This window comes from Marivita sp. S6314 (assembly GCF_023015985.1).
GTDB lineage: Bacteria > Pseudomonadota > Alphaproteobacteria > Rhodobacterales > Rhodobacteraceae > Marivita.
In genome coordinates this window covers 1-24,915 of the sequence record NZ_JALKAO010000002.1, presented here as the reverse complement: position 1 = coordinate 24,915, position 24,915 = coordinate 1, and the positions used below count along the sequence as shown (strand labels likewise).

Genomic DNA, 24,915 nt, shown 5'->3' with positions numbered 1-24,915 from the left:
ATTTGCCGTATTGAATTTCTTTGAAATTAGAACGGATATCAAAAAATGGATGACGAATTTGAAGCGGTGCTTGCTGGCGTCCTGGGACCGATTGGAAGCATTGCTCCATTTGCCGGGCTCACAGTGCCCACATCGCTGGACGGCGTGCTGCAATTAACGGTTGGGAATTTCCTTGATATTATCGATGCGGTTGAAGTGGCCTTCGTCGATGTGCGACCGGTTCTTCAGGCCCAGTTAAATTCCCCCCAATTCACCGCGAACCTTCCGCCCGAGGCTTTGTCGGCCTTGCAGGATATCGCATCCGGAAACACCGATTTGATCACAGCCGGTTTCGATACCATCCGGGCCGAGCTTTCCGGTGTCCCGCGCAGCACATTGCTGGTGGATGCGTCAAACACCGGGGGTGGCGGGTCGGTTTCGGATGAAATCGCGCAGGCCTTTCTGGATGCCCAACTGCGGCTTGCGGACCTGTTATGGGACAGCAACGCGGGGCTTTTCACATCGCCAACCTTTTCGATTGATCCCGACACGGGCAACTGGTTCAGCCTTGACGGCGTGACGCCTGCCTTCAGCGGGGACTCTATTGCCAGCCTGTGGAGCCTTGTCGGCGAGGCGGCAGGAAACGCGATCCTGTCGTATTTCAGCTCTCAGGCGACCTTGCTGCAGCAATTGATTGATGGCGGTGCGACCGCAAACAGCTTTGCCGCTGCAAGCACGGCCGTTGAAACGGCAGCGGCGGTTGCGTTGGAAAACCTTCAGTCTTTCGGCGCAGAGGTGACTGGTCCGGGCAACGCAAATCTGGCCCAGATCGAAACCGATGGGCTGGCGCAGTATCAGGCTGTCGTCAACGCGATTGTCGCAAACCTGCCCGCGCTCAGCAGTGAGATTTCCCAGCTGATCCTCGGGTCGCGGAATTCCGATCCAACCTTTGTGGTCAATCTGGACGGCACGGTGCAGGGGTCTGTAGAGGGCGATTGGTTCTATCTGAACGATCAGGACAATGTGTTTGATGGCGGTGTCGGCAGCGATCTTGTGTTCGGGCAGGGCGGCAATGATCGCCTGACTGGCGGGGCCGATGACGACACGCTGCTGGGCGGTGCGGGCGATGCAGACGTGTCGGTCTATTCCTCCGCGCGGGGCAACTACACGGTTCAGATCAGTGCTGACGGCACCGCGGTTGTGTCGGACCGATCCGACGGTGGGGACGGCACAGATACATTGACCGGGATCGAATTTCTGGAATTTGCCGGGGAGGATACCTTCAACCTGTCGCGCCAGACCGGGATCGCGTCGCTGAGCGAGGCGGACATCGGCACATTTGTCGAGTTGTACATCGCCTATTTCAACCGTGCGCCGGATGCGATCGGTCTGAATTTCTGGGGGTCGGCCTTTGCCAATGGCTTCACGCTTGAAACCATCGCCTCGCAATTCCTTGATCAGCCGGAAACGCAGGCTGCATATCCCGCATCAGCGACCAATCTTGATTTCGCAACGCAGGTCTATGGCAATGTTCTGGGGCGTCTTCCGGATCAGGATGGGCTCGACTTCTGGGTGCGTGCGCTCGACAGCGGGGGAGTCACCCGCGACCAGTTTATCCTTGAGGTCCTGCGCGGTGCAAAAGCCGATCCTGCGCCGGATGCGGAACAGGCCTTCATTGATCTGCAATTGGCGGATCGGGCCTATCTGGCGGACAAAACCGATATCGGGACGCTTTACGCGGTGATCCGGGGACTATCCGACACGACCGACGCCGCGGCTGTTATGAATGCCTATGTGCGCGGGGATGAAAGCTCGATCCAGGCGGCAATTGATGCCACAGACCAGGCGTTCGGCGATGCTACAGCTGCAAATGGCGGCGAGCTGCTGATCCAGTTGGTGGGGGTCATCGGCGATCCCTTTGCGACGGACATCGCTGTGGCATAATGCGCCACTGCCACTGAAAACACCGTTGGGTCCGACGCAGACTGTTGACAATACGCTGCATCGGGCCCATTTGGCTGTCATGTCGTGCAGCCGCGTGAGCTTGCCGTGTCCGTCATTTTGGACACAACGACAGTCTTTCGCAGTTCCCCATCACGCAGGGTTCTTGACGCATGATCGGATTGCGTGGGGTCCGCCCGCACTGTCTAGAGGTCTTGCGACACCCTCGTTTGCCACGGTGATGTGGCAAGACTCGTTCCGCGAACCGTTTGGGTGCGCGGACTAAAAGGATAGATTTTGTCTGAATTTGACACACTGGGCCTGAAGCCCAAACTGAACGACGCGCTGCGCAGCGCGAACCTCAAGACACCAACACCAATTCAGGCCAAGGCCGTGCCGCTGGCGCTTGCCGGGCATGACGTGCTTGGGCTTGCCCAGACGGGCACCGGCAAAACGCTGGCCTTTGGTCTGCCGCTGGTTGATCACCTTCTGGATATGCCGGACCGTCCGGCCGCCAAGACAGCCAAGGCCCTGATCCTCGCGCCGACCCGCGAATTGGTAAACCAGATCGCCGACAACCTGCGGACGCTGACAGGGAAAACCAATCTGCGGGTGACCGTTGTTGTTGGTGGGCAGTCCATCAACAAGCAGATCCACCAGCTTCAGCGCGGCACGGATATTCTCGTGGCGACGCCGGGTCGATTGATTGACCTGATGGACCGTCGGGCCGTCTTGCTGTCCGAGGTGCGTCACCTCGTTCTGGACGAAGCCGATCAGATGCTCGACATGGGCTTCATCCATGCGCTGCGCAAAATCGCGCCAAAACTGGGCACACCACGCCAGACGATGCTGTTTTCGGCCACCATGCCCAAGCAGATGGAAGATCTGAGCAAAGCCTATCTGACCAACCCGAAAAAAGTGCAGGTGGCCCCTCCGGGCAAGGCGGCGGACAAGGTGACACAATCGGTGCACCATCTGGCCAGCAAGGCGGAAAAGCCGGGCAAACTGCGCGAAATCCTGTCCAAGGATATGGACGCGCTGACGCTTGTGTTTTCGCGGACCAAGCATGGCGCAGAAAAGCTCATGAAGGGTCTGGTGGCGGATGGGTATAACGCCGCGTCGATCCACGGCAACAAAAGCCAGGGTCAACGGGATCGCGCCATCAAGGCTTTCCGGGATGGCACTATCACCGTGCTGGTCGCCACCGACGTCGCCGCACGCGGGATCGACATTCCGGGGGTAGCCTATGTGATCAACTATGATCTGCCGGAAGTCGCTGACAACTATGTGCACCGTATTGGCCGGACCGCCCGCGCCGGACGCGAAGGCGAAGCGATTGCATTCTGTGCGCCGGACGAACTGGACCTGCTGTGGCAGATCGAAAAGGTCATGAAGATGACCGTTCCGGTCGCCAGTGGCGTCGCCCCGTCCGAACCCGTTGCGCGGAAAACAAATACGCGCGGTCGAGGCCGGGGTCCGGCAAAGGCGACGCGACCCGAGGGGGCAAAGGCCAAGCCAAACAGCAACCGCAGACGCAGACGGCGCAGCGGTGGCGGCGGCCAGCAGGCGGCATAATCCGATCAAGTCCCGAGGCCCGCAATTCGCGGGCCTCATTCCTTGGCGAACATGCAAGTTGTACGAAACGTCCCTCCAACAAGGGCGTTCACTCTCCATTGCGGGAAACGCCTTTGGCGCGGGGCGATCAGCCCCGGGCCGCGCCCGACCCTCCCCATGGGAGGGCGCATTGCGACGCTGCAATATGATCAACCGTTTCAGCAGCCTGCACCATAAACCGCCCGGTGCCGGAGGGTGTGCAGCGCCCACCCAGGGTCAGGCGCGCCCCTTGGTGCATTGCTCACGCGTCGGGAAAAGAACACTCTTCCGCAGAGCGGTCCCATATCGTAAGGGTGCAGGGTTTGTCAGCAGTCACAGACCCGCAATTCGCGGGCCTCTTTCTTCATGAGCAGCGCGAACCAGCGCGCGGTAGGGCTGTAAAGAACCCTTACAGAAATCAAAATCAGAATTGGCTTTTGGATACCAAAGCTGACGGTTAACCTGAAACATGGGATCATCAATCGCAGCAAGGTGAATGGCGCGTGGCCGAGCAAGACAAAGTCCTGAATGTCACGATTCAAAGGGGCGGTGCGGGAACTCCATCCGGCAAGCAGAGCTTCGATGTGCCGGCCTATGACAATCAGACCGTTCTCGACGTTGTGTCGTGGATTCAGCAGAACGCTGATCCGACACTGACCTATCGCTTTGCCTGCCGTGTCGGCATGTGCGGGTCTTGCGCGATGATGGTCAACGGTGTGCCGCGCTGGACCTGCCGGACCCATGTCAGCAAGGTGATGAACGGCGACGTGATCGACATCGCGCCGTTGCGAAATCTGCCGGTGATCAAGGACTTGGCCGCCGATATGGATCCATTCTTCGACAAATGGGTGGCGGCCGAAGGACGTCACCATCCGACCCGGTCCCGGCACGACGATATCGCCCCCATTGATCCGGATGCGCACGACCGCCAGACCGCCAGCGCCGGGATTGAGTGCATCAATTGTTCGATTTGCTATTCGGCCTGCGATACGGTGACGGGCAATCCTGACTATCTTGGCCCTGCCGCGCTGCAACGCGCGTGGACGCTGTATAACGACGCCAAAGACGCGGACAGAGGGGCGATCCTCGACGCGGTTTCGGGGAGAGGCGGTTGCCACAACTGTCACTCGATGGGGTCCTGCACGGCCTATTGCCCGAACGAGCTTGATCCCTTGTCCGCCATTCTGGGTCTCAAACGGGCCACGACGCGGCGGTTTTTCGGGGGGCGCGACTGATGCTCGACATGCGCCTGTACATGGCCCAACGGCTCAGTGCCCTTGTGATGGGGCCCTTCGTGGTCGTTCATATCGCCGTCATGATCTACGCCATTCAGGGGGGGCTGACAGCGGCGGAAATTCTTGGGCGGACACAAGGATCGGTGTTCTGGTTTCTGTTTTATGGCCTCTTCGTTGTGGCCGTGTCGATCCACGCCGCGATAGGCCTACGCGTGATCTTGTTCGAATGGGCCGGTCTGAAGGGCAAAACGTTGTCCGTCACCAGCTGGGGGATCGGGGCGGTTCTGTTCCTGATGGGGGCCAGAGCGGTCTGGGCCGTCACAGCCGGGGGCGGCCTATGAAAGTCGCGCGCGCGCACCCCTTGTGGTTGGCCTATATTCTCCACCGGCTGTCGGGTATCGGGTTGGCCCTGTTCCTGCCGCTGCATTTCTGGGTGCTGTCGCTGGCGCTGACAGATGCCGCGCGGCTGGATGCGTTTCTGACACTGACAGAGTTGCCCTTTGTAAAGCTGGCGGAGTTTGGGCTGGTCTTCCTGTTGGCGGTACACATGTTTGGCGGGCTGCGTCTTCTGGCGCTGGAATGGCTGCCGTGGACCGCGCCGCAAAAGACATGGGCGGCCGCCGCGGTGGCGGTGTCGCTGTTTATCTCTGGTACCTTCTTTTTGCAGGCGATCTGATATGTTTTCGACGCAAGACATCGACCGGCACGACACCGACATCCTGATCCTGGGCACAGGTGGGGCCGGGTTGTTCGCCGCGCTGCATGCGCTGCAATCCGCACCCGAACACACCAAGGTGACCATCGCGGTCAAAGGCCTGATCGGCAAATGCGGCTGCACCCGGATGGTGCAGGGGGGCTACAACGTTGCGCTGGGCGGTGGCGACAGTGTCGAGCGGCATTTCATGGACACGATCGAGGGCGGCAAATGGTTGCCCAATCAGGACATGGCGTGGCGGTTGTGCGAACAGGCGGTGGTGCGCATCCGCGAGTTGGAGAACGAGATCGGCTGTTTCTTTGACCGCAACGCCGATGGGTCCTTGCACCAGAAGGCGTTTGCCGGGCAGACGGCGGATCGCACGGTGCACAAGGGTGATCTGACGGGAATCGAGATCATCAACCGGCTGATGGAGCAGGTGCTGTCGCGCCCGGTCGAGAAGTTGCAAGAACACCGGGCCATTGGGCTGATCCCCACCAAGGACGGCGCGGCCTTGGCCGGTGTGCTGATGATCGACATGCGCACCGGGAAATTCCGGTTTGTCCGTGCCAAGACGGTGCTGATGGCCACGGGCGGCGGCCCGACCATGTACAAGTACCATACGCCATCCGGTGATAAGACGATGGATGGGCTGGCGATGGCCCTGCGCGCGGGCCTACCGCTGCGCGATATGGAGATGGTGCAGTTTCATCCCACCGGGTTGCTGGCCGGGGATCACACGCGGATGACAGGCACGGTGCTCGAAGAGGGCCTGCGCGGGGCAGGTGGGCAGTTGGTCAACCATGCCGGTCAGCGGTTCATGTTCGACTATGATGGCAAGGGGGAACGCGCCACCCGCGATGTGGTCAGCCGGGGCATCTATGCCGAAATGCGCAAGAACAACAATCCAGAGCAAGAGGGCGTGTTTATCTCGATGTCCCATCTGGGCCCCGACTTTGTACGTGAGAAGTTCAAGGGCATGGTCAAACGCTGTGCCGATAGCGGCTTTGATCTGGCGGCGGGCAAGGTCGAGGTGGTGCCCACCGCGCATTACTTCATGGGCGGCGTCGTGGTGGACGTGGACACGCGCACGGCGATGGAGGGTTTGTACGTCGCTGGCGAAGACGCGGGCGGCGCGCATGGGTCAAACCGGTTGGGCGGGAATGGCGTGGCGAACTCGACCGTCTATGGCGGGATTGCCGGGGATGTGATGGGCGCAGACATCCGGTCAATGGGGGCATTGCGTGACCCGGATGAAACCGTGCTGGAGGCCGAATTGGCGCGCGCCTGCCATCCGCTGACCCGCGATCCGGCCTTGGTGCAGCCGCTGCGCAAGGCGCTGCAGAATGCGATGTGGGACGAGGTGGGCGTCATGCGGACCGAAACGGGCCTGAACCGGGGTCTGACGCGCATCGCGGATATTTCGACCGCGCTGATGGATGTGGGCGTGGCGGCTGACACGCTGGCGTTTAATCTGACCTGGCATGATTGGCTCAACATGCGGTCGCTCTGCGATATCTCCGAAGTGATCACCAAGGCGGCGCTTGCCCGCGAGAATTCGCGGGGGGCCCATTACCGCGAGGACTTCCCCGATCCGGGTGCGATGGAGGACAGCTATTTCACCGTCGCGCGGCAGGTTGGTGGGGCTGTGGACGTGGGCCGTGAGGATGTGGCCTTTACCATCGTGCGGCCGGGCGAAACGGTTTTGCCCGAGGGCGAGCCAGAGACATTGGTGGCGGCGCAATGAACTGGTTTGCAAAGATCGGAACGCAGGTGACGGACGGCCCCCGGCCGCGGGTGGGGGTGAAGCCCCCGCCCGGGGGGGCGGTCGGGGGCTGTCCGGCATACGCCGGACGGTGCAGTTTTCATTCGGGAGTTGGCCAATGATCCCCCTGTCCCTTATCCAGTCCACCGCCGAAACCCTGATGGACAAAGCCGCCATCGAAATCCCCGAGGATTACCTGCAAGGCCTCCAGAAAGCGTCCGAGACCGAAGACGGCGACCTGTCCAGTTTCGTGCTCAAGGCGATGCTGGACAATTACGACGCGGCCAAGGAAGACCGCCGCGCCATGTGTGGCGACACGGGCGTGCCGCGCTGGTTCGTCAAGATGGGCAACGACGCCCGCGTTGAAGGCGGCATGTGCGCCTTGGAGACCGCCCTCAGACGCGCCACGGCCAATGCCACCAACGGCGTGCCTCTGCGCCCCAACCGCGTGCACCCCCTGTGGCGGACGGACCACGACAACAATGTGGGCATCGGCGCACCCGAGATCGAATACGGGTTTGAACCCGAGGGCGACTGGATCGACCTGATCACCGTCCACAAGGGCGGGCTGTTTGGCACCGACTACCGCATGCTGTTTCCCAGCGATGGCATTCAGGGGATCAAACGGTTCTACCTCGACAGCCTCATGGCCTTCGGCAAACGCGGCCTGGCCTGTCAGCCTGCGATCATCGGCATCGGTCTGGGCGGCAGCAAAGACACCTGCATGGTGCTAGGCAAACGCGCGTCGATCCTGCGCACCGTCGGCAGCCGCAATTCCGACCCGCGCATTGCGGAAATGGAGGATGAGTTCAAGGAACTGGGCAACTCGATTGGCATGGGGGCCATGGGATTTGTCGGCAAAAACATGGTGATAGATTGCAACATTGAAGTTGGCTACTGCCACACGGGGGGCATGCCGATGTCGGTACATGCCTTCTGCCTGTCCTCGCGCCGCGCCGTGGCGCGCATCTTCCCGGATGGCCGCGTCGAACACCGGACCGACCCCGATTGGTTCACCGATTACCAACGCCGCGAGACCGTGGACTGGAACCCCGTGCGAGAGGCTGCAGAATAGATGGGCCGCGTACTCCCGCATGAAAGTGACACGCCCTTTCTCGTTTATGCGGGGACGGGAACCGATTTGATCTTCAATCATGGAATTGAGTTGCCGGGATTCTCGTCCTTCCCGCTTTTGGAAACGCCGGAGACACGCGCTGTTTTGGCGGGCCAGATGGCTGATCTTGTTGCTTTGTCCGGTAAAATGGGGCTCGGCTGTATTCTGGATGCACCGACATGGACTGCAAACCGTGACCGCGCAGCACCTTTGGGATATGCGCCGGAGAGCCTTGACGCTATCAACAAAGACGCCGTGGCGTTGATGGATGAGGTTCGGATCGCCTCGGGGCGTCAGGATGTGCTTGTCTCGGCCTGCATCGGGCCGCGTTATGATCCTTACGCAGATATTGCTCCCATGTCGGCCAAAGACGCCCGCGCCTATCACAGCGAACAAATGGCAAGTCTGAAGGGCTCGGCCGTCGATTTGGTAACTGCTTACACGTTCAATCGGCTGACCGAGGCTGTTGGTGTTGTTCAGGCAGCAGGAGACCACGGTTTGCCGATCATACTGTCATTCGTCGTGGAGACCGATGGATGTCTTGCCGATGGCACGCCGCTCAAGACATCGATAGAGCAAGTCGATCGGGATACGGACGCCGCTGCCCTGTTCTTCATGGTCAACTGCGCGCATCCCAGTCATTTTGCCAACGCATTGACGGCCCATGATCGTCTGAAAGGTGTCGTCGTAAACGCGTCCAAATGCTCCCACGCAGAGCTTGATGAGGCAGACACATTGGATGAAGGCGATCCGCAGGAATTGGGGGCGGAGGTTGCCGCGCTGATCCGCGATAATCCTGCAATCTCTGTCTTTGGCGGTTGCTGCGGAACGGATATGCGGCACCTCAGAAGCATGGCACGGGAGGTATTGCGGCAATGAAAATACGCGAAGTCCGGCTGTCCACGACCCCGACCGACGAGGCCATTGCAGACTTGCGCCTTGGCGATATCGTCTACCTGGACGGCCTCATGTACACTGCGCGCGAAGGCGTCTACATGCGGGCGCTTGAGGAAAAGGCGAATATTCCCATGGAGTTGCCGTCCGAAAGTGCTGCAAACTTCCATTGCTCCCCCGCCGCGCGGATCAACCCGGATGGCACGTTTGAAATGGGCGCCGTGACGGCCACGGCGTCGTTCCGATTTGCCAAATGGCTGCCGGAATGGATGGCGAAAACCGGCGCGAAGCTGATCATCGGCAAGGGCGGGATGTCGTCGAAAGACTACAAAGAGTATTTCGTCCCCAACGGTGCCATTTACCTGTCGACTGTCGGGTACGGCACTGGGGCATTGCTGGGACGCGGTGTTGAAAATGTCGAAGCGGTGCATTGGAACGAGGAACTTGGTCTGGCGCAGGCCATGTGGGTCATCAAGTGCAACAAGATGGGCCCGTTTATCGTGGCCTCCAACATGCAGGGAGAGTGCCTGTTCGAACGCGAGAACGCCAAGATCACGCAGAACATCGGACGGGTCTATGAGGGCACGAAACCTGCGGTTCTGAAACGCTATGGCGAAAGCGATGATCGCAGCGATGAGGTGATCGGATAGGCTATGCCCAGCACTCCGTTTCTTTCCGGCGCGCCGCGCCCAGAGACGCAAGATGGCGTGTTCTCGCGTGAAGAGGTGGCTTTGGCCAACCGGAACTCCGGGATTTTGCTCGAAACGCTGGGTTTGGATATCACCCCAACCGGTGCGCATTACCTGCTGACCCATTTCGATGTTCCGATCCTTGATGACCGTGACTTTCAGCTGTCGCTGGACGGCGCGTTTGACGCGCCGATGCGGCTTGGCATGGATGACATTCGCGCGATGCCCGAGGTGACAGAGCCGGTCACCATGGAATGCGCCGGAAACGGACGGGAAGGGGTCAGCCCACGCGCCCATCTCATGCCGTGGATGTACGAAGCGGTGGGCACGTCCGAGTGGACAGGCACATTGCTGGCCCCGCTCTTGAAGGCGGCGCAGCCCCGCGCGGATGTTCAGGATTTCGTGTTCACCGGGGCCGATTACGGTTTTGACAAAGGCCATCCGCATCATTTCGCGCGCAGTCTGACGCCGGATCAGATCGCCGAACTGGATGTGATGCTGGTCTGGAGCATGAACGGGCTGCCGTTATTGCCGCAGCACGGCGCGCCGCTTCGGATCATCGTTCCGGGGTGGTACGGCATGGCATCGGTCAAATGGCTGACGCGGATCGACGCCCAAACCGAGCGCTTTCAAGGGTACCAACAGCAGCAGGGCTATCACTACCGCACGCAAAGCGGTGACGCAGGCCTGCCGATCCAGCGCATTCTGGTGAAGTCGCTGATGCGCCCGCCTGGCGTGCCCGATTGGGTGACGCGCAAGCGCTGGCTGAAGGCTGGGCAGGTCGAGCTGGACGGACGGGCGTGGTCCGGCGGTGCTGTGCCGATTGCGCGGGTTGAGGTTTTCCTGAATGGCGACTGGCACGAGGCGGACCTGACCGGCGCCACAGGGCGCTACGCCTGGACGGGCTGGCGTATCGCGTGGGACGCGACGCCGGGCGTTCACCACATCATGTGCCGCGCCACCGACGCCGATGGCCACACGCAACCGATGCAGGCGTCTTACGATGTCGCCGGGTTCGGCAACAACTCGGTCCACCGGATCGAAGTGCATGTGGCGGACGCGGAATGAGGCGAGGCGCGGATCATGTGATGCAGGTTCTGGCCGCGCGCGGTGTCACCGACATCTTTGCACTGTCGGGCAACCAGATCATGCCGCTGTTTGATGCCGCGCTTGATGCGGGTCTCCGTCTGGTTCACACCCGCCACGAAGCCGCGACGGTCTACATGGCCGAAGCCTATGCCCAGATCAGCGGCAAGCCCGGCATTGCGCTTGTCACCGCCGGGGCCGGGCTGGGCAATGCCATCGGGCCGCTGCTGTCCGCGCGGGCCTCTGACACGCCCTTGGTTCTGCTGAGCGGTGACAGTCCCGCCGCGTTGGATGGGGCCGGGGCCTTCCAAGAGATGGACCAGATTGCGCTGACTGCGTCACTGACGAAATGGTCGGTGCGGGTGACACAGGCGGATGCGCTGGCCGACACGCTTGATCAGGCCCTGAGGGTCGCGGCAAGTGGGCGTCCCGGACCTGTGCATGTGTGCTTGCCTGCGGATGTTCTGACTGCAGAGGCCGGCGCGCCCTTGCTGCCTGAGGTTGCGGCAGAGCATGCACCGGTTGACACGGCTGCACTTAGCGCATGGATGGCCGAAGCCGACCGACCGCTTGTGGTTCTTGGGCCTGCGCTCAATGCGACGCGGGCACCGGGTCTGGCAACGCGGCTGGAAGCAGCCCTTGATGCGCCCGTGATCTGCATGGAAAGCCCGCGCGGTGCGAATGACCCGGCGCTGGGCGCGGTGTCTGCCGTTCTGGAACAGGCCGACCGGATCCTGCTTCTCGGCAAGCCTTTGGATTTCACGCTCAAACGCGGCGCGGCGGCCCCACGGGCGCGCTGGGCTGTCGTTAATGCGGATCAAGATGAACTGGATCGCGCATTCAGAAATGTTGCCACGCGCCTTGAGCTGTCGATCCTGCAAGACCCATCAGCCCTTGCGCTGTCCCTTGCTGGGGGGACATCACCTTTGAGCCGTCACGCGTGGCGCGCGGACGTACAGTCGCATATTGCGAAGCGTACAGATGCATCGGGCGAGGGCACCGCAATCTCGCCGCCAGATATGTGTCGTGCGATCCAAGAGGTGATGACATCCGCACCCAACCCGGTCCTTGTCTGCGACGGCGGCGAGATTGGCCAATGGGCACAGGCGGGGCTGACCGCGCCAAGGCGCATCATCAATGGTGTCTCTGGCGCGATTGGCGGTGGGTTGTGCTATGCGATGGCGGCGAAGGCCGCTGATCCGACGGCCACCGTTTTTGCGGTGATGGGCGACGGGACGGTCGGGTTCCACCTTGCCGAGTTTGAAACCGCCGTCCGGGAAAACCTGCCCTTCATTGCGATTGTTGGAAATGATCAACGCTGGAACGCAGAACATCAGATCCAGATGCGTGATTTCGGCGCGGACCGTGTCCATGCCTGCGGATTAAGCACGGCGCGCTATGACGCTGCGGTGACTGCGCTGGGCGGATTTGGGGCCTATGTGACCACGCTTGACCAGCTGACAGATGCGCTGCAGGCCGCGATTGCCTCACAGAAACCGGCCTGTATCAACGTGCGGATCGAAGGACTGGCCGCCCCGGTTGTGACCTGACGCTTGCCCGCGATCAAATCCCGTGGATGGCCATCACGGTCAGCGCCGCCGGGCGTTGTTTCATCGCGTCGCTATGGGCCTGCAGCTTGGGATAGGCCGAAATGTCGACGCCAGCCTTGCCCAACCAGAGGGGGACCAAGGCGAGGTAGGCGTCACAGACCGTGAACTGATCGCCCAAGGCCCACGGCCCCTTGATGTAATGCTCTTCCAGAAGTGCGCAGCAATCAGCCAGGTTTTCGGCCACCTTGTTGGCCATATCCGCTCTTGCCTCTTCGGTGTCGGCCCACCGGGCGCCCCGCAGTTTATGGGCAAACGCGACATGCATCGTGGCGCACAGATAGGCGTTCAGTGCATCCGCCTGCGCGCGTTGGAACGGCGTGTCAGGCAGCATCCCCGCCTGTGGATGCGTTGCGGCCACATAATTCAGAATGGCGGGATTTTCGGTCAGCACGCCCTCTGGTGTTTGCAAGGCGGGCACGCGGGCCTTGGGATTGACGGCCAGAAACGCCGGCTCCTTATGTGCGCCGTGCTGGATTGGCACCTCATGCACGGCGTAATCTGCCCCCACTTCCTCAAGCAGGATATGTGATGCCAAGGCGGAACTGCCTTTGGCATAGTACAATGTCAGCATCTCGAACCTCCCCTTATGGTCTGTATTCAAACTAGTGCGCGGATCAGGATGCCCAATCCCAAGAGCAACGACAGCCCGATCAACAGGCGTCTGAACATGTCATCCGTGATGCGGCGGAACACCATCAGGCCAATCTGCGCGGACAACAAGGACACCGGCAGAGCGATCAGAAACGCTGTGACCGTCTGCGGATCATAAGCGCCGCGCCACCAAAGCATCAGTGTCGTCGATCCGAGCACCGACATATTGAAAGGTTGCAACAACGCCCGGGTCTCGGCCTTGGGCCAGGGGCGCATCGACAGCCACATCATCGGAAGCGCGCCTGAAAGCGACGCCATGCCACCCAAGACGCCACCGACAAGGGCAATGGTGGAATCGATCACCGGGGTCCGCCGGTCAAATTTGGGCAAATTGGCGCGGAAACTGAAAAAACCGCCGTAGAGGATCAGAAAGATCGCAATGATCAGTTTCAGCGTTTCGGCGTCGATCAGCGACAAAAGCCCAACACCAACCGGCACCCCGGCGATGCCGGGCAGGATAAACCGCATCAGCCGTGGCACATTCCGTGACAGCGCGCTGCGCACTTCCCACAGCCCTTGGAACCCGGTCACCACTGACATCAGTGTCACCAGCGCCACCGCGCTGACCGGGTCAAGCGCCACAAGAATGAACCCCAGCGCGAACAGTGCCGTGCCAGACCCGGCCAGCCCGTTGATGAACCCGCCAGCGGATGCGCCGATCAGGATAAAAAGAATAGCGCTCCAGCTCATGTCTGACTGGCTGCCTGATCCGCACCAACCTGCGGAGGGTTGTCTGCGATGGCGCGAATAAGCGCGGTGTGAATCTCTTCGATCACGCGTAGTTTCGGGTGTTCGCGCAGGTAGGCCAGACCCAGAACCCGCGACGGCACATCCGGCCCCAGCGCCATCCGTTTCAGTGGCAGTCCGTAGACATTTTTCACGCAGGAGCGGGGCACAATCGACACGCCGAGATTGGCATGGACCATGCTTGAGATGGCTTCGAGGTTCTCAAGCTCCATCGCTTCGGCCACGCGGATATTGTTTTCCTGCAGCCAGTTTTCGATTGTTGTGCCGACAACCGCATCCCGATTGAACCGGATAAAGGGCTGTGTTTCCAGTATCTTGATCGGGTCCGTTTCATCCATCTCCTCGCTGGTGATCAGATGCAGCGGCTCGTCCGCAATCTCAAGAAACTCCATGCCCGGCGGCATCAGGATGGGCTTGGTCACGATGGCCAGATCATAGGTGCCCCGGTTGATCCCCGACAACAACGCCGCTGTCAGCGCAGGCCGGATGCGCACGCGCAGGTCGGGATATTCGGCGCGCAGGATCGACATCGACAAGGGCGCCAGCCCGATCAATGTGGTCGGCACCGCGCCCAAGATCACGTCGCCCGACAGGCCGTCATCGCCCAGCACGGAAGGGACAAGGTTGTCATAGTCCTTCACCAGCACGCGGGCGCGCGCGACCACGGCGCGGCCCAGCGGTGTCAATTCGGGGGTCCGGTGGCTGCGATCAAACAGGGAGATTCCCAATTCGGCCTCTAATGTGCGCATCTGCTGGCTGACGGCGGCATGGGTGACAAACACCGCATCGGCGGCCGCGCTAAAGGTTTTATGGTCGGCAACCGCAACCAGCGATCGTAGCAATCTTATGGACATGAGACCGTTTGTGTAGGGATTACTTACGGAACTTGTAAAATTTTATTTCTTCGTCAAAGCTCTACTTAAAGTTAACGTAAATAAAGAACCCGCAACAGGGTCAAAATTTAATTGGGAGGAAATTATGAAACTTCGGACATTCGGGTCGGTATTTGCGCTTGGGTTGGGACTGACGGCTGGTGCCGCGATGGCCGAGTATCCGGAACGCCCCATCAACATGATCATTCCATACGGCGCGGGCGGGGCGACTGACATTTCAGCGCGCACAATTGCAGAACCGTTGGGCAACGCTGTGGGCGAGGCGCTTGTGATGGCCAACGTCACCGGCGCGGGGGGCGCGACCGGATCTGTCGCGGTGCAGAACGCGAAAGCCGATGGCTACACGATGCTGTTTGCGCGCGTGGGTTCGCACTCGGTCAACCCGGCGATGAAGGCGACGCTGCCCTACACCTTGGACGATTTCCGCTTTGTGACCGTTTACGAGATTAACCCTGTTGCCTGCGCCGTGCGCCCGGACGCTGGCATCGACTCCATGGAGGATCTGATCGCCAAGGTGAATGAAGGGGGTGTCAGCTACAGCTCATCCGGGGTGGGGTCCTTGCTGCATCTGGCGGGCGCAATGGTGCTCAAGGAATTTGGCGTCGAAGATCCGCTGACCCAGGCAACGCATATCCCGCAAAAGGGTGGCGGCGCGGCTGCGACGGCCGTTTTGAACGGGACGGCCACGTTCCTGTGCACCAACTCTTCGGCCTTGGCCAGTTTTGTGTCCAACAACCAGCTCAAGCCGTTGATGGTCACGACCGCAGAACCTGTCGTTGGCTTTGACGTGCCGACGGCCAACGATCTTGGCAAACCGGCGCTGAACCAGCTTGTCGGATGGACCGGCATCGCCGGGCCAGATGGTCTGCCTGATGACGTGGCCGAGAAATGGGGCACGTGGATGGCGGCCGCAACAGAGGACGCGACCTTCCGCGAGACGATGGAAGCGCGCGGTTCGGTGATCGAACTGATGGACCCGGAGGCCGCAAACGCGTTCATTCAGGGGCAGTACGAGGTCTTCCGAGCGCTGGTTGACGACCTGGGCATGCGCATCGAAGGGTAAAGGCCCTTGTCTGACCAGACCTGATATCGCGTCGGGGCCAATGCGCCCCGGCGCGTTTTCCATCGGAGCGCCCATTTCCATGACCACGAAGTCCCTGCATCTGCGTATCGGCATTGCCGCCATTCTTGGGGCGGCCTTTCTGGCAGCCGTTGCGATCCCGAACTATGTCTCGTCGCCGTCCAATGTTGGCAACATCATCCTGTCACCTGTGTTCTGGCCATATGTGCTGGCCGGATTGACCGGCATCGTCGGGTTTGGTCTTGTCCTGACGGCGGTGTTCAGTGACCTGACCGTGTTTGATCCGCGGGACGAGATCGCCATCCCGGTCGGACACGCACCTTGGCTCCGGCTGGCGGCGCTGGCTGTGATCATGGGGCTTGTGATGGTCGGGTTGCCACGGTTGGGTATGGTGTGGACCTGTATGCTGGCCTTTGTCGCCTGCGCCTTTCTGTTCCGCACCCGCCATCCGATTGCGGCGCTTGTCTGTGCGGTTGTGGTCCCGCTTCTGCTATACGCGTTCTTCGCCCATGTCGCGGGTGTCGCGATTCCGCAGGGCAATTTTGTGAGGCTGCCATGAGCCTTATGGATAGCCTGGCCGCCGGGTTTGCGCTGGTTGGCAATGTCGAAGCGTTTTTCATGCTGTTCTGCGGGTTGGTCATCGGCGTGATCGGCGGCGCGATCCCGGGGTTGTCGGCCACCATGGCCGTTGCCCTGACGCTGCCTTTCACGTTCTCGATGGCCCCGATCAACGGCATCCTTCTGCTCTTGGGGGTCTACAAGGGCGGCATCTTTGGCGGCTCTATTCCCGCGATCCTGATCAAGACGCCCGGCACACCGGCGTCCTCGGCCACGATCCTTGACGGCTATCCGATGGCCGAACGGGGCGAGGCGGGCAGGGCGCTGGGCATGGCGCTCTATGCGTCCTGTACCGCGGACGCGGTGTCGAACCTCGCGCTGATCCTGTTTGCAGGCTGGCTGGCCTCGTTTGCGCTGAACTTCGGACCGCCCGAGTTCTTTGCCCTGATCCTGTTTTCCCTGACCATTATCGCAGGGGTGTCGGGCGAAAGCCTGCTGCGCGGCGCATTGTCGGCGCTGGCAGGGCTGTTGCTGGCCACCATCGGGCTTGACCTGGTCTATGGCACAAACCGCTTCACCTTTGGTGATCCGAACATGATGGGCGGGTTGAACTTCATCGCGGTGTTGATCGGGCTGTTTGCGATCCCGGAAATCATCGCGATGGCGTGGAACCCGGTGGCGCATCTGGGCAAGACGCGGGCCCTGGGCAAAAGCAAGGTCACGCTGGCAGATTACATCGGCAGTTTCAAAAGCATCCTCCGCGGCAGCATGATCGGCGTTTTCTTGGGATCCATTCCCGGCATCGGGGCCGCGCCAAGCGCGTTTCTCAGCTATTCCGAGGCCCGCCGGACATCGAAGAACAAGGACAATTTCGGCAAAGGGGAAATCGAAGGGGTTGCGGCGTCCGAAGCGGGCAACAACGGGGTGGCGGGGGCCACGCTGATCCCGCTGCTGGCGCTTGGCGTGCCCGGAGACGTGATCACCGCGATCATCATCGGTGCGTTCATGGTGCACGGGCTTCAGCCGGGTCCGATGATGTTTATCCTGAACGTGGACATCATCTATGGCCTGTTCATTGGGCTGATCGTCAGTTCGGTGTTCCTGCTGATCGTCGGCTCTGTCGCGATCCGGGGATTCCGGTTCGTGGCGGATGTGCCGAAACGGCTGTTGATGCCGGCGGTTCTGGTTCTGTGCATCTACGGCGTCTTCGCGGTGAACAACAACATCTTCGATGTGGGCGTCATGTTCGCGATGGGGTGGGTCGGATACCTGATGATGCGGCACCGCATTCCGGCGGCCCCGTTCCTGATCGCGTTTATCCTTGGGCCCTTGCTGGAAGACAATTTCCGCCAGTCCATGTTGATGTCAGGCAGTGATCCCAGCATCCTGATGCGCGGGCCGATCACGTGGTTCTTCTGGACACTAACCTTTATCACGGTCTTCGCGATCACCCGCAGCACCCTGCGCAAACGCGTGCCGCTTAGTTGAGGTCTTCAAGCAGACGTCCGTGGCGGCGTGTCTCTTCGATCACCTGACCAAACGTGGTCAACCCGCGAGCTGTCAGCATGGGCAACATGCAGACAAGCACTTCGGCCGTGGCATAGGCATCCCCAAGCGCCGTGTGCCGCAGGTCTGGCGGGATGGTGACGTTCAACCGGTCACACAGCGCGTCCAGCGTGTGGGTTTCGCTTGCGCCGAACAGAACAGCGGACAACAAAACGGTGTCGAGGATCGGATGATCCCAATCCACGCCGGTTTCCTTGGCGTGCCGTCGCAGAAACGCCATGTCGAAAGGCGCGTTATGGGCCACGATCACGGCATCCTGTGAAAAGCTGTGAAAGCGGCGCGCGACCTCGTGGATATTGGGTTGGCCCCGCACCATGGCATCGGTGACCTTGTGCACCTTGGTCGAAGCGGGCGGAATGGGACGTCCGGGATCGACCAGCTGGTTGATGGTTTCGCCTTCAATGATCCTGCCGTTCAGCACGCGCACCGCGCCCAGTTGCACGATATCGTCTTTATGCGGCAGCAGCCCCGTGGTTTCCGTGTCAAAGACCGAAAAACACAGATCGAGCAGCTCGCAATCGTGCAGATGGCGTTCGGCGTCTCGGGTGGTCCGGTCCAGCAAATCGAAATCATAAACCAAGGGGCGCGCGGCATCCGGGGATATGTCCAGCGTCTGGCTGTCGATCACCATCAGGTAGCCTCCGCCCTCCATCGGCTTCAGCTTGAGGTCAAAGGTGCGGGACTTGTCCTTTGACGGCGCGGTCAAAGTCACGTCCTTGCCGGTTTTCTGGAGCGTGCGCACCGATGCGGTCAGCGTCGACGCGTCGAAATACTCGGTCACTGGTGCGTTCAAACGGGGCACCCCGATAAGCGCCAGCACCTCTGCCGCCTGACCGTCGTACAGAACGATCTGACCATCCGGGTTCACCAGAATGGTCGCCACCGGGATTTCGGTCAAAAGGGCGGTCAGCCGCGCCTTTTCAGCGGTCAGCCGCGCCGTTTCCGACGCAACCGCCTGCGCGGTGTTCAGCGCGGTTTCGTTCAATTGCTTGGCCACGGCTGATGCGGCAGGGGCCAGATCACCCAGATAGCGCGCGGCCCGCATATCCATGTCGCGATCCACCCCGGCATGGGCGCGTGTGCGCATGTCGGCGGCAAGGCGTTCGATCGGCTTGGCGACGTTTTCATCGAACAACAGCCAGATGGTGACGGTCAATGCAAGGATCAGAAACGCGGCAAGGATCGCGGCCAGAGTGAACCCGTTGGCGGTGGTGGTTTCGACCGCGCGCGCATACCCGAACCAAAGCGCCGCGCCCACAGAGGCCAACCCGCCCAAACCCAGCAGGCAGAAAAACAGGAAGATACGCAGTCGCAGGCTCAGTTTGGCGAACATGGGGTCAACTCCTTTGGCACACTCCGGTCACGATGGGATCGTCGGCAGGCACGTCGCGCCAGACAGGCGGGCTTTCATCGCCCAGAGCAGGATCTGCGCGCTGGCCCGTGGCACAATTCACCATGATTTCAACGGCCTGCACGGTGCTCCAGCGGCCGAAGAAATAGAGATCGGCGAGAAACAGGTCGGGTTGGTCCGCGTTGGGGCGGATGTTGTCCTGATCCACGGCCACGAACCGATCAATATACGGGACGAGATAAGTCCAGGGCCGATAGACCGCCGTGGATTCAACCGTTTGCACGACGTTTAGCCCCTCTGGCATATTGCCCGAGGTACGCGCGTACCAGCTGTATTCACTGCTGATCGTGGTGCCCAGCATCGCGGCACCTGCGGCAACCGGGATGATCCATTTGGGCAAGCGGTTGCCGGTCAGGCGCGTGATCAGCATCATCACACCCGCACCACCCAGACCTGCGAAGATCACGCCGATCAATTCCAGAAACATGAGTTCTCCTCCCTGTCCGCCGCGTTACCCAAGCATTCCGCGCCCGTGGCCCACTGCGGACTGCATGGACTTTATCACCACAAACGCATCCCTTAGATGACTTCGCTCAAAATCGGACAGATTTGTTGGGCTCAGATAATTGTCGGGGGCCTGTCCGGCACGCACCTGTGCGGCCTGATGGTCCAGCCGCGTTTCCGCAATCAGATCATAGGCATCGCGCAGGTCCTGCCCACCCGACGCGCTTAGAACACCGGCGGCCATCGCCGCGTCCAGACGTGCGGCGGTGTTGGCGGGGGTCAGCTGGCCTTGCAGCGCGTAGATGCGGCCCAGATCCACCACCGGAACGACGCCGTTATGTTTCAGATCAATGTGGTTCTTGTGTTCGCCCGAGCGAATGGTTGCAAAGCCCCGCAGCAAACCCAGGGGCGGCGTATGCTTGAGCGAATTGGACACCATATGCGCGACGAAAATCGAATTGGCCGACGCTTTGGCAAGCGTCTCGGCGTGCAGATCATCGAACAGCCGCACGGTGCCGCCAATGGGACGCAGGTCGAACATTACGCTGGCCAGCATCTGTGCTTCGGGGTTCGGCGTCTTGATCCAGCCGGCAAAATAGTCGCGCCACACGCGCACCGGCTGCCGCCAGCGCGGGTTGGTCGCCATCATGTCGCCGGGGCAATAGACGTACCCGCAGGTATCCAGCCCGTCACATACAAACCGGGCCAGCGCTTCGAAATACGCCATGTCCGCATCCGCCATGCTGTCGTCAATGAACAGGCAATTGTCCTGATCGCTGACGCCGGTTTGTTCCTGACGCCCCTGGCTTCCACAAGCGAGCCATAAATAGGGCACCGGTGGCGCGCCCAACGCGGCTTCCGCCAAGGCCAGCAAGCGGCGTGTTGCGGTGTCCGCGATGTCGGTGATCAGGCGTGTGATAACCTCGTGCCGATTGCCACCCGCGACCAGCTGCGCCAGCAGTTGCGGAATGCGGGCTGTGACCTTGGCCATCTCCTCTGCACTGGTGGACCGCGCGATTTCCGACACCAGTTCGGCCGAACTGACCGCCTGAAACCGGGTGAGGTCTGTTTGCGTCACGATCCCGACCAATTGACCGGCCTGCGTGACGGGCACGTGGCCAATGCGCCGTTCCATCATCATGTGCAACACATCCGACCCGATGGCCGAAGGGGTGAGAGTGACGGGATCGGGCGTCATGACGTCGGAGATCGGTGTGTCGAAGGGCAGGCCATTGCCCACCACTTTTCCTGACAGGTCGCGCACCGTTACGATGCCGCGCAGCGTTTCGCTGTCGGAAATGCAGATCGACGAGACATGCGCGTCCCGCATCAGGCGCGCGGCGTCTTGAACGGGTGTGTCGGGTGCGCATGTCAGCGGCGACCGCGCCATCAACTCCTCGACCCGGGTGGTGGCCAGATCGGCTTTTGTCGGCCGGTCTGCGCGGCTGCGATCAAAGAATTTCTTGAAGGTCGGATCGCCTTGCATCGTCTGATGGAACTGCCGTGCCGGAAGCAGCAACAGGATTGTATCGACCACGGCACGGGCCGAGGTCACGCTGGTCCCGTCACGCAGCAAACCACGTTCACCGAAAGAGTTGCGCGGCCCAAGCAGGGACAGGGGCACGCCATGTTCGTCACGGATTTCGACCTCGCCTTCAAACACCACGAACAGCCCATCCAACGGCTTGCCGAGCGCGTAGACATCTTCACCGGCCACGAAGGACTGAACGGAAAACGCGTCAATCAGCGTGTGAAGCGCGGCGGGCTCCATCGCGTCATATGGATGAATGGCCGACAGAAACTGAGCCAGCGTCGCGGCATCGGGGGTCATGGAGGCACTTTCCCTTCAAATTAAGAGGTTCCGCCCGAAATCTTCGGCGCGGAACCCCCTGGAAACAGATGCGCCGCCATACCGGCGGCGCATTGCGATGTTTAGTGGTCCTGCGCCGCGCCTGCGCCACGGGGGACACGAACGCTTTCGACCAGCTCTTCGATCTCTTGCGGGATCGCTTCGGTCATCTTGGACACGGTGAAGGCAACCGCAAAGTTGATCATCGCACCAATCGCACCGAAGGACGTGGACTTCACGGTACCCAGCAGCGGATCAGCGTCAGAGAAGCTGTTCGTGTCAGGAATGAAGAACCAACCCTTATGCAGGAAGATGTAGAGCAACGTGACCAACAGACCGGCCAGCATGCCTGCAACCGCACCCTTGTTGTTCACCTTGGTAAAGATGCCCATCATCAGTGCCGGGAAGATCGACGCCGCCGCCAGACCAAAGGCAAGGGCCACCGTTTGCGCCGCAAAGCCCGGAGGATTGAGGCCCAGATAGGTCGCCACCGCAATCGCCACCGCCATTGCAACCCGCGCTGACAAGAGCTCGCCTTTTTCCGAGATACCCGGATTGATGGAGCCTTTGATCAGGTCGTGAGACACAGCCGAGGAAATCGCCAACAGAAGACCCGCCGCCGTGGACAAGGCCGCCGCAAGGCCACCCGCCGCCACAAGACCGATCACCCAGCCCGGAAGGTTGGCAATCTCGGGGTTCGCCAGAACAAGGATGTCCCGGTTGAAGTTGGTCAACTCGTTCTCGGATCCCCAGCCAGCGGCTTCTGCCTTGGCAACGGATTCGGGGTTCTTGTCGTTGAAATACGCAATCCGACCGTCACCGTTCTTGTCTTCCCAACCCAGAAGGCCGGTTTTCTGCCACGTCGCCATCCAATCATAGCGCGCATCGTTTTCGATCATTTCGACCGAGACAGGTTCAGACGATGTGCCGTTTGGCCACATCATGTCGCTGATGTTCAGGCGTGCCATCGCACCAACAGCAGGCGCTGTGAGATAGAGCAGGGCGATGAACACAAGTGTCCAGCCAGCGGACCAACGTGCATCCGCAACACGGGGAACCGTGAAGAAGCGCATGATGACGTGGGGCAGACCCGCGGTGCCGATCATCAGGGACAGCGTGAACAGAACCATGTTGAACGTGTCGCCATGGTGGGCGGTGTACTCATTGAAGCCCAGTTCAACGACGATCTGGTCGAGCTTTTCAAGCAGCGGCGTGCCGGACGCCGTGTGCTCGCCAAACAGGCCAAGCGCCGGGATCGGGTTGCCCGTCAACTGCAACGAGATGAAAACGGCCGGGATCGTGTAGGCCATGATCAGAACGCAGTACTGTGCCACCTGGGTGTAGGTCACACCTTTCATGCCGCCGAACACGGCGTAGGCGAACACAACACAGGCCCCGATTAGAAGACCGGCTGTGTTGGACACTTCAAGGAAACGGCCAAACGCAACACCCACACCGGTCATCTGACCGATCACGTAGGTGGTCGACGCCACGATCAGACAGATCACGGCAACCACACGGGCTGTCGGGCTGTAGAACCGGTCACCGATGAATTCGGACACGGTGTATTTGCCGAACTTGCGCAGGTAGGGGGCAAGCAGCAGCGCCAAAAGCACGTAACCACCGGTCCAGCCCATCAGGAAGGTCGAGTTGTCGTAGCCGGTAAAGGCAATCAGGCCCGCCATCGAGATGAACGAGGCTGCCGACATCCAGTCGGCGGCGGTCGCCATGCCGTTGGTAACGGGGTGAACGCCGCGACCGGCGGCGTAGAATTCAGACGTGGACCCGGCACGGGCCCAGATCGCGATGCCGATGTAGAGCGCAAAAGACGCGCCGACAAACAGCAGGTTGATTGTAAACTGATCCATTGCGCTTATTCCTCGACGCCGAATTCTTTATCGAGCTTGTTCATCCGCCAGGCGTAGAAAAAGATCAGCGCCAGGAAGACGAGGATCGATCCCTGCTGGGCGAACCAGAAACCAAGGTCCGTGCCGCCGACTTCGATGCCCGACAGCATGGGGCGCAGCAGGATGCCGAACCCGAATGAGACCAGCGCCCAGATAACGAGGCTGATCAAGATGATACGTACGTTTGCCGCCCAGTATCCCGCGTCGTTTTTTGCGGTGTCCTGCGCCGTTTGAGATGAATGGTCCGCCATGTTGCGGCTCCTCCTTTTCCTCCAGTGACACATACCCACACGGGTATGCGCGTCCCGCGTTCCCGGCCCCTTGTGTCGGAGCCGTGAACCGCCACCACCCGTCAGGCGGTGGCTGTCTTCACGATCGCGCCCAATTCGGTTGCGATGTCGTTGATGGCTCCCATGGCATTCACGCGGGCAAGTGCGCCCTGCGCCTGGTAAAATGCAATCAGGGGAGATGTTTGTGCATGATATGCCTCAAGCCGCGCCGCGACCGTTTCCGCATTATCATCTGCTCTGCGTTTGAACTCGGTGGCTTGGCACTTGTCGCAGACGCCTGCGGTTGCCGGGGCCTTGAACGTGTCGTGATAGCCTTCGCCGCACCCGGCACAGGTGAAACGGCCCGAAATCCGCGTCACCATCGCCGCGTCATCCACATCGAGGCTGATCGCTGCGTTGATCTTTTGGCCTGTCTCCGCCAGCAGCGTGTCCAATGCCTCCGCCTGAACTGTCGTGCGCGGGAACCCATCCAGAATGACACCGCGCGCACAATCGTCGTCGGCCAGACGGTCGCGCAGGATGGCGATGACGATGTCATCGCTCACCAGTTCGCCCGCATCCATCACGGCCTTGGCGCTTTTCCCGGCCTCTGTGCCTGCAGCCACTGCGGCCCGAAGAAGATCGCCGGTGCTCAGTTGGACAAGACCGAACTGCTCTTCCAGCATCCGGGCCTGCGTGCCTTTGCCGGCCCCCGGGGGGCCAAGCAGGATCAGGACAGGGGCGGTTGTCGGGTGTGTTGTGCCGTCCATCATGACCTTACCCCCGGTTCATCCGGTTATTGATGAGGTCCTCGACGACGGAGGGATCAGCGAGTGTTGAGGTATCGCCAAGCGCGCCGTAGTCGTTTTCTGCGATCTTGCGCAGGATGCGGCGCATGATCTTTCCCGAGCGGGTTTTCGGCAGGCCGGGGGCCCACTG

Annotated in this window: 23 protein-coding genes; 14 read left to right on the top strand and 9 right to left on the bottom strand. The window is 60.9% G+C overall.

Annotated elements, in window-relative coordinates; all coding sequences use genetic code 11:
- Positions 1 to 45: 45 nt before the first annotated feature.
- The 11 genes from MWU54_RS04530 (at position 46) to MWU54_RS04480 (ending at position 12,540) form a co-directional block, all read left to right on the top strand.
- Positions 46 to 1,923, top strand: a complete 1,878-nt coding sequence (locus MWU54_RS04530; protein WP_247081077.1) for a DUF4214 domain-containing protein — start codon at positions 46 to 48, stop codon at positions 1,921 to 1,923.
- A 294-nt stretch (positions 1,924 to 2,217) separates the two neighbouring features.
- Positions 2,218 to 3,495 carry a DEAD/DEAH box helicase gene (locus MWU54_RS04525; protein WP_247081076.1) on the top strand — a complete coding sequence of 426 codons (1,278 nt, stop codon included), beginning with the start codon at positions 2,218 to 2,220 and terminating at the stop codon, positions 3,493 to 3,495.
- Between the two features lie 521 nt (positions 3,496 to 4,016).
- Positions 4,017 to 4,748 carry a 2Fe-2S iron-sulfur cluster-binding protein gene (locus MWU54_RS04520; RefSeq protein ID WP_247081075.1) on the top strand — a complete coding sequence of 244 codons (732 nt, stop codon included), beginning with the start codon at positions 4,017 to 4,019 and terminating at the stop codon, positions 4,746 to 4,748.
- Positions 4,748 to 5,089: a succinate dehydrogenase gene (locus MWU54_RS04515; protein ID WP_247081074.1), complete on the top strand. Its 342-nt coding sequence runs from the start codon at positions 4,748 to 4,750 to the stop codon at positions 5,087 to 5,089. The genes MWU54_RS04520 and MWU54_RS04515 overlap by 1 nt, the downstream gene beginning before the upstream one ends.
- Positions 5,086 to 5,424 carry a succinate dehydrogenase, cytochrome b556 subunit gene (sdhC, locus tag MWU54_RS04510; RefSeq protein ID WP_247081073.1) on the top strand — a complete coding sequence of 113 codons (339 nt, stop codon included), beginning with the start codon at positions 5,086 to 5,088 and terminating at the stop codon, positions 5,422 to 5,424. Before MWU54_RS04515 ends, sdhC begins: the two co-directional genes overlap by 4 nt.
- 1 nt (position 5,425) lies before the next feature.
- Positions 5,426 to 7,189, top strand: a complete 1,764-nt coding sequence (locus tag MWU54_RS04505) for an FAD-binding protein (protein WP_247081071.1) — start codon at positions 5,426 to 5,428, stop codon at positions 7,187 to 7,189.
- 136 nt (positions 7,190 to 7,325) lie between these two features.
- A complete protein-coding gene (locus MWU54_RS04500) occupies positions 7,326 to 8,282 on the top strand; it encodes a fumarate hydratase (RefSeq protein ID WP_247081069.1) in 957 nt (318 codons plus the stop codon).
- A gap of 156 nt (positions 8,283 to 8,438) precedes the next feature.
- Complete coding sequence (locus MWU54_RS04495; RefSeq protein WP_247081068.1) at positions 8,439 to 9,200, top strand: homocysteine S-methyltransferase family protein; 762 nt, start codon at positions 8,439 to 8,441, stop codon at positions 9,198 to 9,200.
- Positions 9,197 to 9,865, top strand: coding sequence for a fumarate hydratase C-terminal domain-containing protein (locus tag MWU54_RS04490; RefSeq protein ID WP_247081066.1), 669 nt, complete (start codon positions 9,197 to 9,199; stop codon positions 9,863 to 9,865). The genes MWU54_RS04495 and MWU54_RS04490 overlap by 4 nt, the downstream gene beginning before the upstream one ends.
- Positions 9,866 to 9,868: 3 nt before the next feature.
- Positions 9,869 to 10,972 (top strand): molybdopterin-dependent oxidoreductase, encoded by a 1,104-nt coding sequence (locus MWU54_RS04485; protein WP_247081064.1) that lies wholly within the window; start codon positions 9,869 to 9,871, stop codon positions 10,970 to 10,972.
- Positions 10,969 to 12,540 carry a thiamine pyrophosphate-binding protein gene (locus MWU54_RS04480; protein ID WP_247081062.1) on the top strand — a complete coding sequence of 524 codons (1,572 nt, stop codon included), beginning with the start codon at positions 10,969 to 10,971 and terminating at the stop codon, positions 12,538 to 12,540. Before MWU54_RS04485 ends, MWU54_RS04480 begins: the two co-directional genes overlap by 4 nt.
- 13 nt (positions 12,541 to 12,553) lie before the next feature.
- On the opposite strand, the gene MWU54_RS04475 is transcribed toward MWU54_RS04480, so the two are convergent.
- From MWU54_RS04475 to MWU54_RS04465, 3 genes are read right to left on the bottom strand one after another with little or no spacing between them, the layout of a single operon-like run.
- Positions 12,554 to 13,171 (bottom strand): glutathione S-transferase family protein, encoded by a 618-nt coding sequence (locus MWU54_RS04475; RefSeq protein ID WP_247081060.1) that lies wholly within the window; start codon positions 13,169 to 13,171, stop codon positions 12,554 to 12,556.
- A 26-nt stretch (positions 13,172 to 13,197) separates the two neighbouring features.
- Complete coding sequence (locus MWU54_RS04470) at positions 13,198 to 13,941, bottom strand: sulfite exporter TauE/SafE family protein (RefSeq protein WP_247081058.1); 744 nt, start codon at positions 13,939 to 13,941, stop codon at positions 13,198 to 13,200.
- Positions 13,938 to 14,852 carry a LysR family transcriptional regulator gene (locus tag MWU54_RS04465; protein WP_247081056.1) on the bottom strand — a complete coding sequence of 305 codons (915 nt, stop codon included), beginning with the start codon at positions 14,850 to 14,852 and terminating at the stop codon, positions 13,938 to 13,940. The genes MWU54_RS04470 and MWU54_RS04465 overlap by 4 nt, the downstream gene beginning before the upstream one ends.
- A gap of 124 nt (positions 14,853 to 14,976) precedes the next feature.
- Here MWU54_RS04465 and MWU54_RS04460 point away from each other — a divergent pair, with 124 nt between their 5' ends.
- The 3 genes from MWU54_RS04460 (at position 14,977) to MWU54_RS04450 (ending at position 18,018) form a co-directional block, all read left to right on the top strand.
- Positions 14,977 to 15,954 carry a tripartite tricarboxylate transporter substrate binding protein gene (locus MWU54_RS04460; RefSeq protein ID WP_247081054.1) on the top strand — a complete coding sequence of 326 codons (978 nt, stop codon included), beginning with the start codon at positions 14,977 to 14,979 and terminating at the stop codon, positions 15,952 to 15,954.
- A 79-nt stretch (positions 15,955 to 16,033) separates the two neighbouring features.
- Complete coding sequence (locus MWU54_RS04455) at positions 16,034 to 16,531, top strand: tripartite tricarboxylate transporter TctB family protein (protein ID WP_247081052.1); 498 nt, start codon at positions 16,034 to 16,036, stop codon at positions 16,529 to 16,531.
- Positions 16,528 to 18,018: a tripartite tricarboxylate transporter permease gene (locus MWU54_RS04450; protein ID WP_247081050.1), complete on the top strand. Its 1,491-nt coding sequence runs from the start codon at positions 16,528 to 16,530 to the stop codon at positions 18,016 to 18,018. The genes MWU54_RS04455 and MWU54_RS04450 overlap by 4 nt, the downstream gene beginning before the upstream one ends.
- Here MWU54_RS04450 and MWU54_RS04445 read toward each other — a convergent pair.
- From MWU54_RS04445 to MWU54_RS04420, 6 genes are all read right to left on the bottom strand, one after another.
- Entirely contained in the window at positions 18,011 to 19,429 is a 1,419-nt protein-coding gene (locus MWU54_RS04445; RefSeq protein ID WP_247081048.1) for an exonuclease domain-containing protein, read from the bottom strand. The genes MWU54_RS04450 and MWU54_RS04445 overlap by 8 nt on opposite strands.
- A gap of 4 nt (positions 19,430 to 19,433) precedes the next feature.
- Entirely contained in the window at positions 19,434 to 19,934 is a 501-nt protein-coding gene (locus MWU54_RS04440; protein ID WP_247081046.1) for a hypothetical protein, read from the bottom strand.
- Between the two features lie 24 nt (positions 19,935 to 19,958).
- A complete protein-coding gene (locus tag MWU54_RS04435; protein ID WP_247081044.1) occupies positions 19,959 to 21,782 on the bottom strand; it encodes a DUF294 nucleotidyltransferase-like domain-containing protein in 1,824 nt (607 codons plus the stop codon).
- Between the two features lie 101 nt (positions 21,783 to 21,883).
- Entirely contained in the window at positions 21,884 to 23,668 is a 1,785-nt protein-coding gene (locus MWU54_RS04430) for a sodium:solute symporter family protein (RefSeq protein ID WP_247081043.1), read from the bottom strand.
- Between the two features lie 5 nt (positions 23,669 to 23,673).
- Positions 23,674 to 23,958, bottom strand: coding sequence for a DUF4212 domain-containing protein (locus tag MWU54_RS04425; RefSeq protein WP_247081041.1), 285 nt, complete (start codon positions 23,956 to 23,958; stop codon positions 23,674 to 23,676).
- A 101-nt stretch (positions 23,959 to 24,059) separates the two neighbouring features.
- Positions 24,060 to 24,746 (bottom strand): adenylate kinase, encoded by a 687-nt coding sequence (locus MWU54_RS04420; protein WP_247082176.1) that lies wholly within the window; start codon positions 24,744 to 24,746, stop codon positions 24,060 to 24,062.
- Positions 24,747 to 24,915 lie beyond the last annotated feature (169 nt).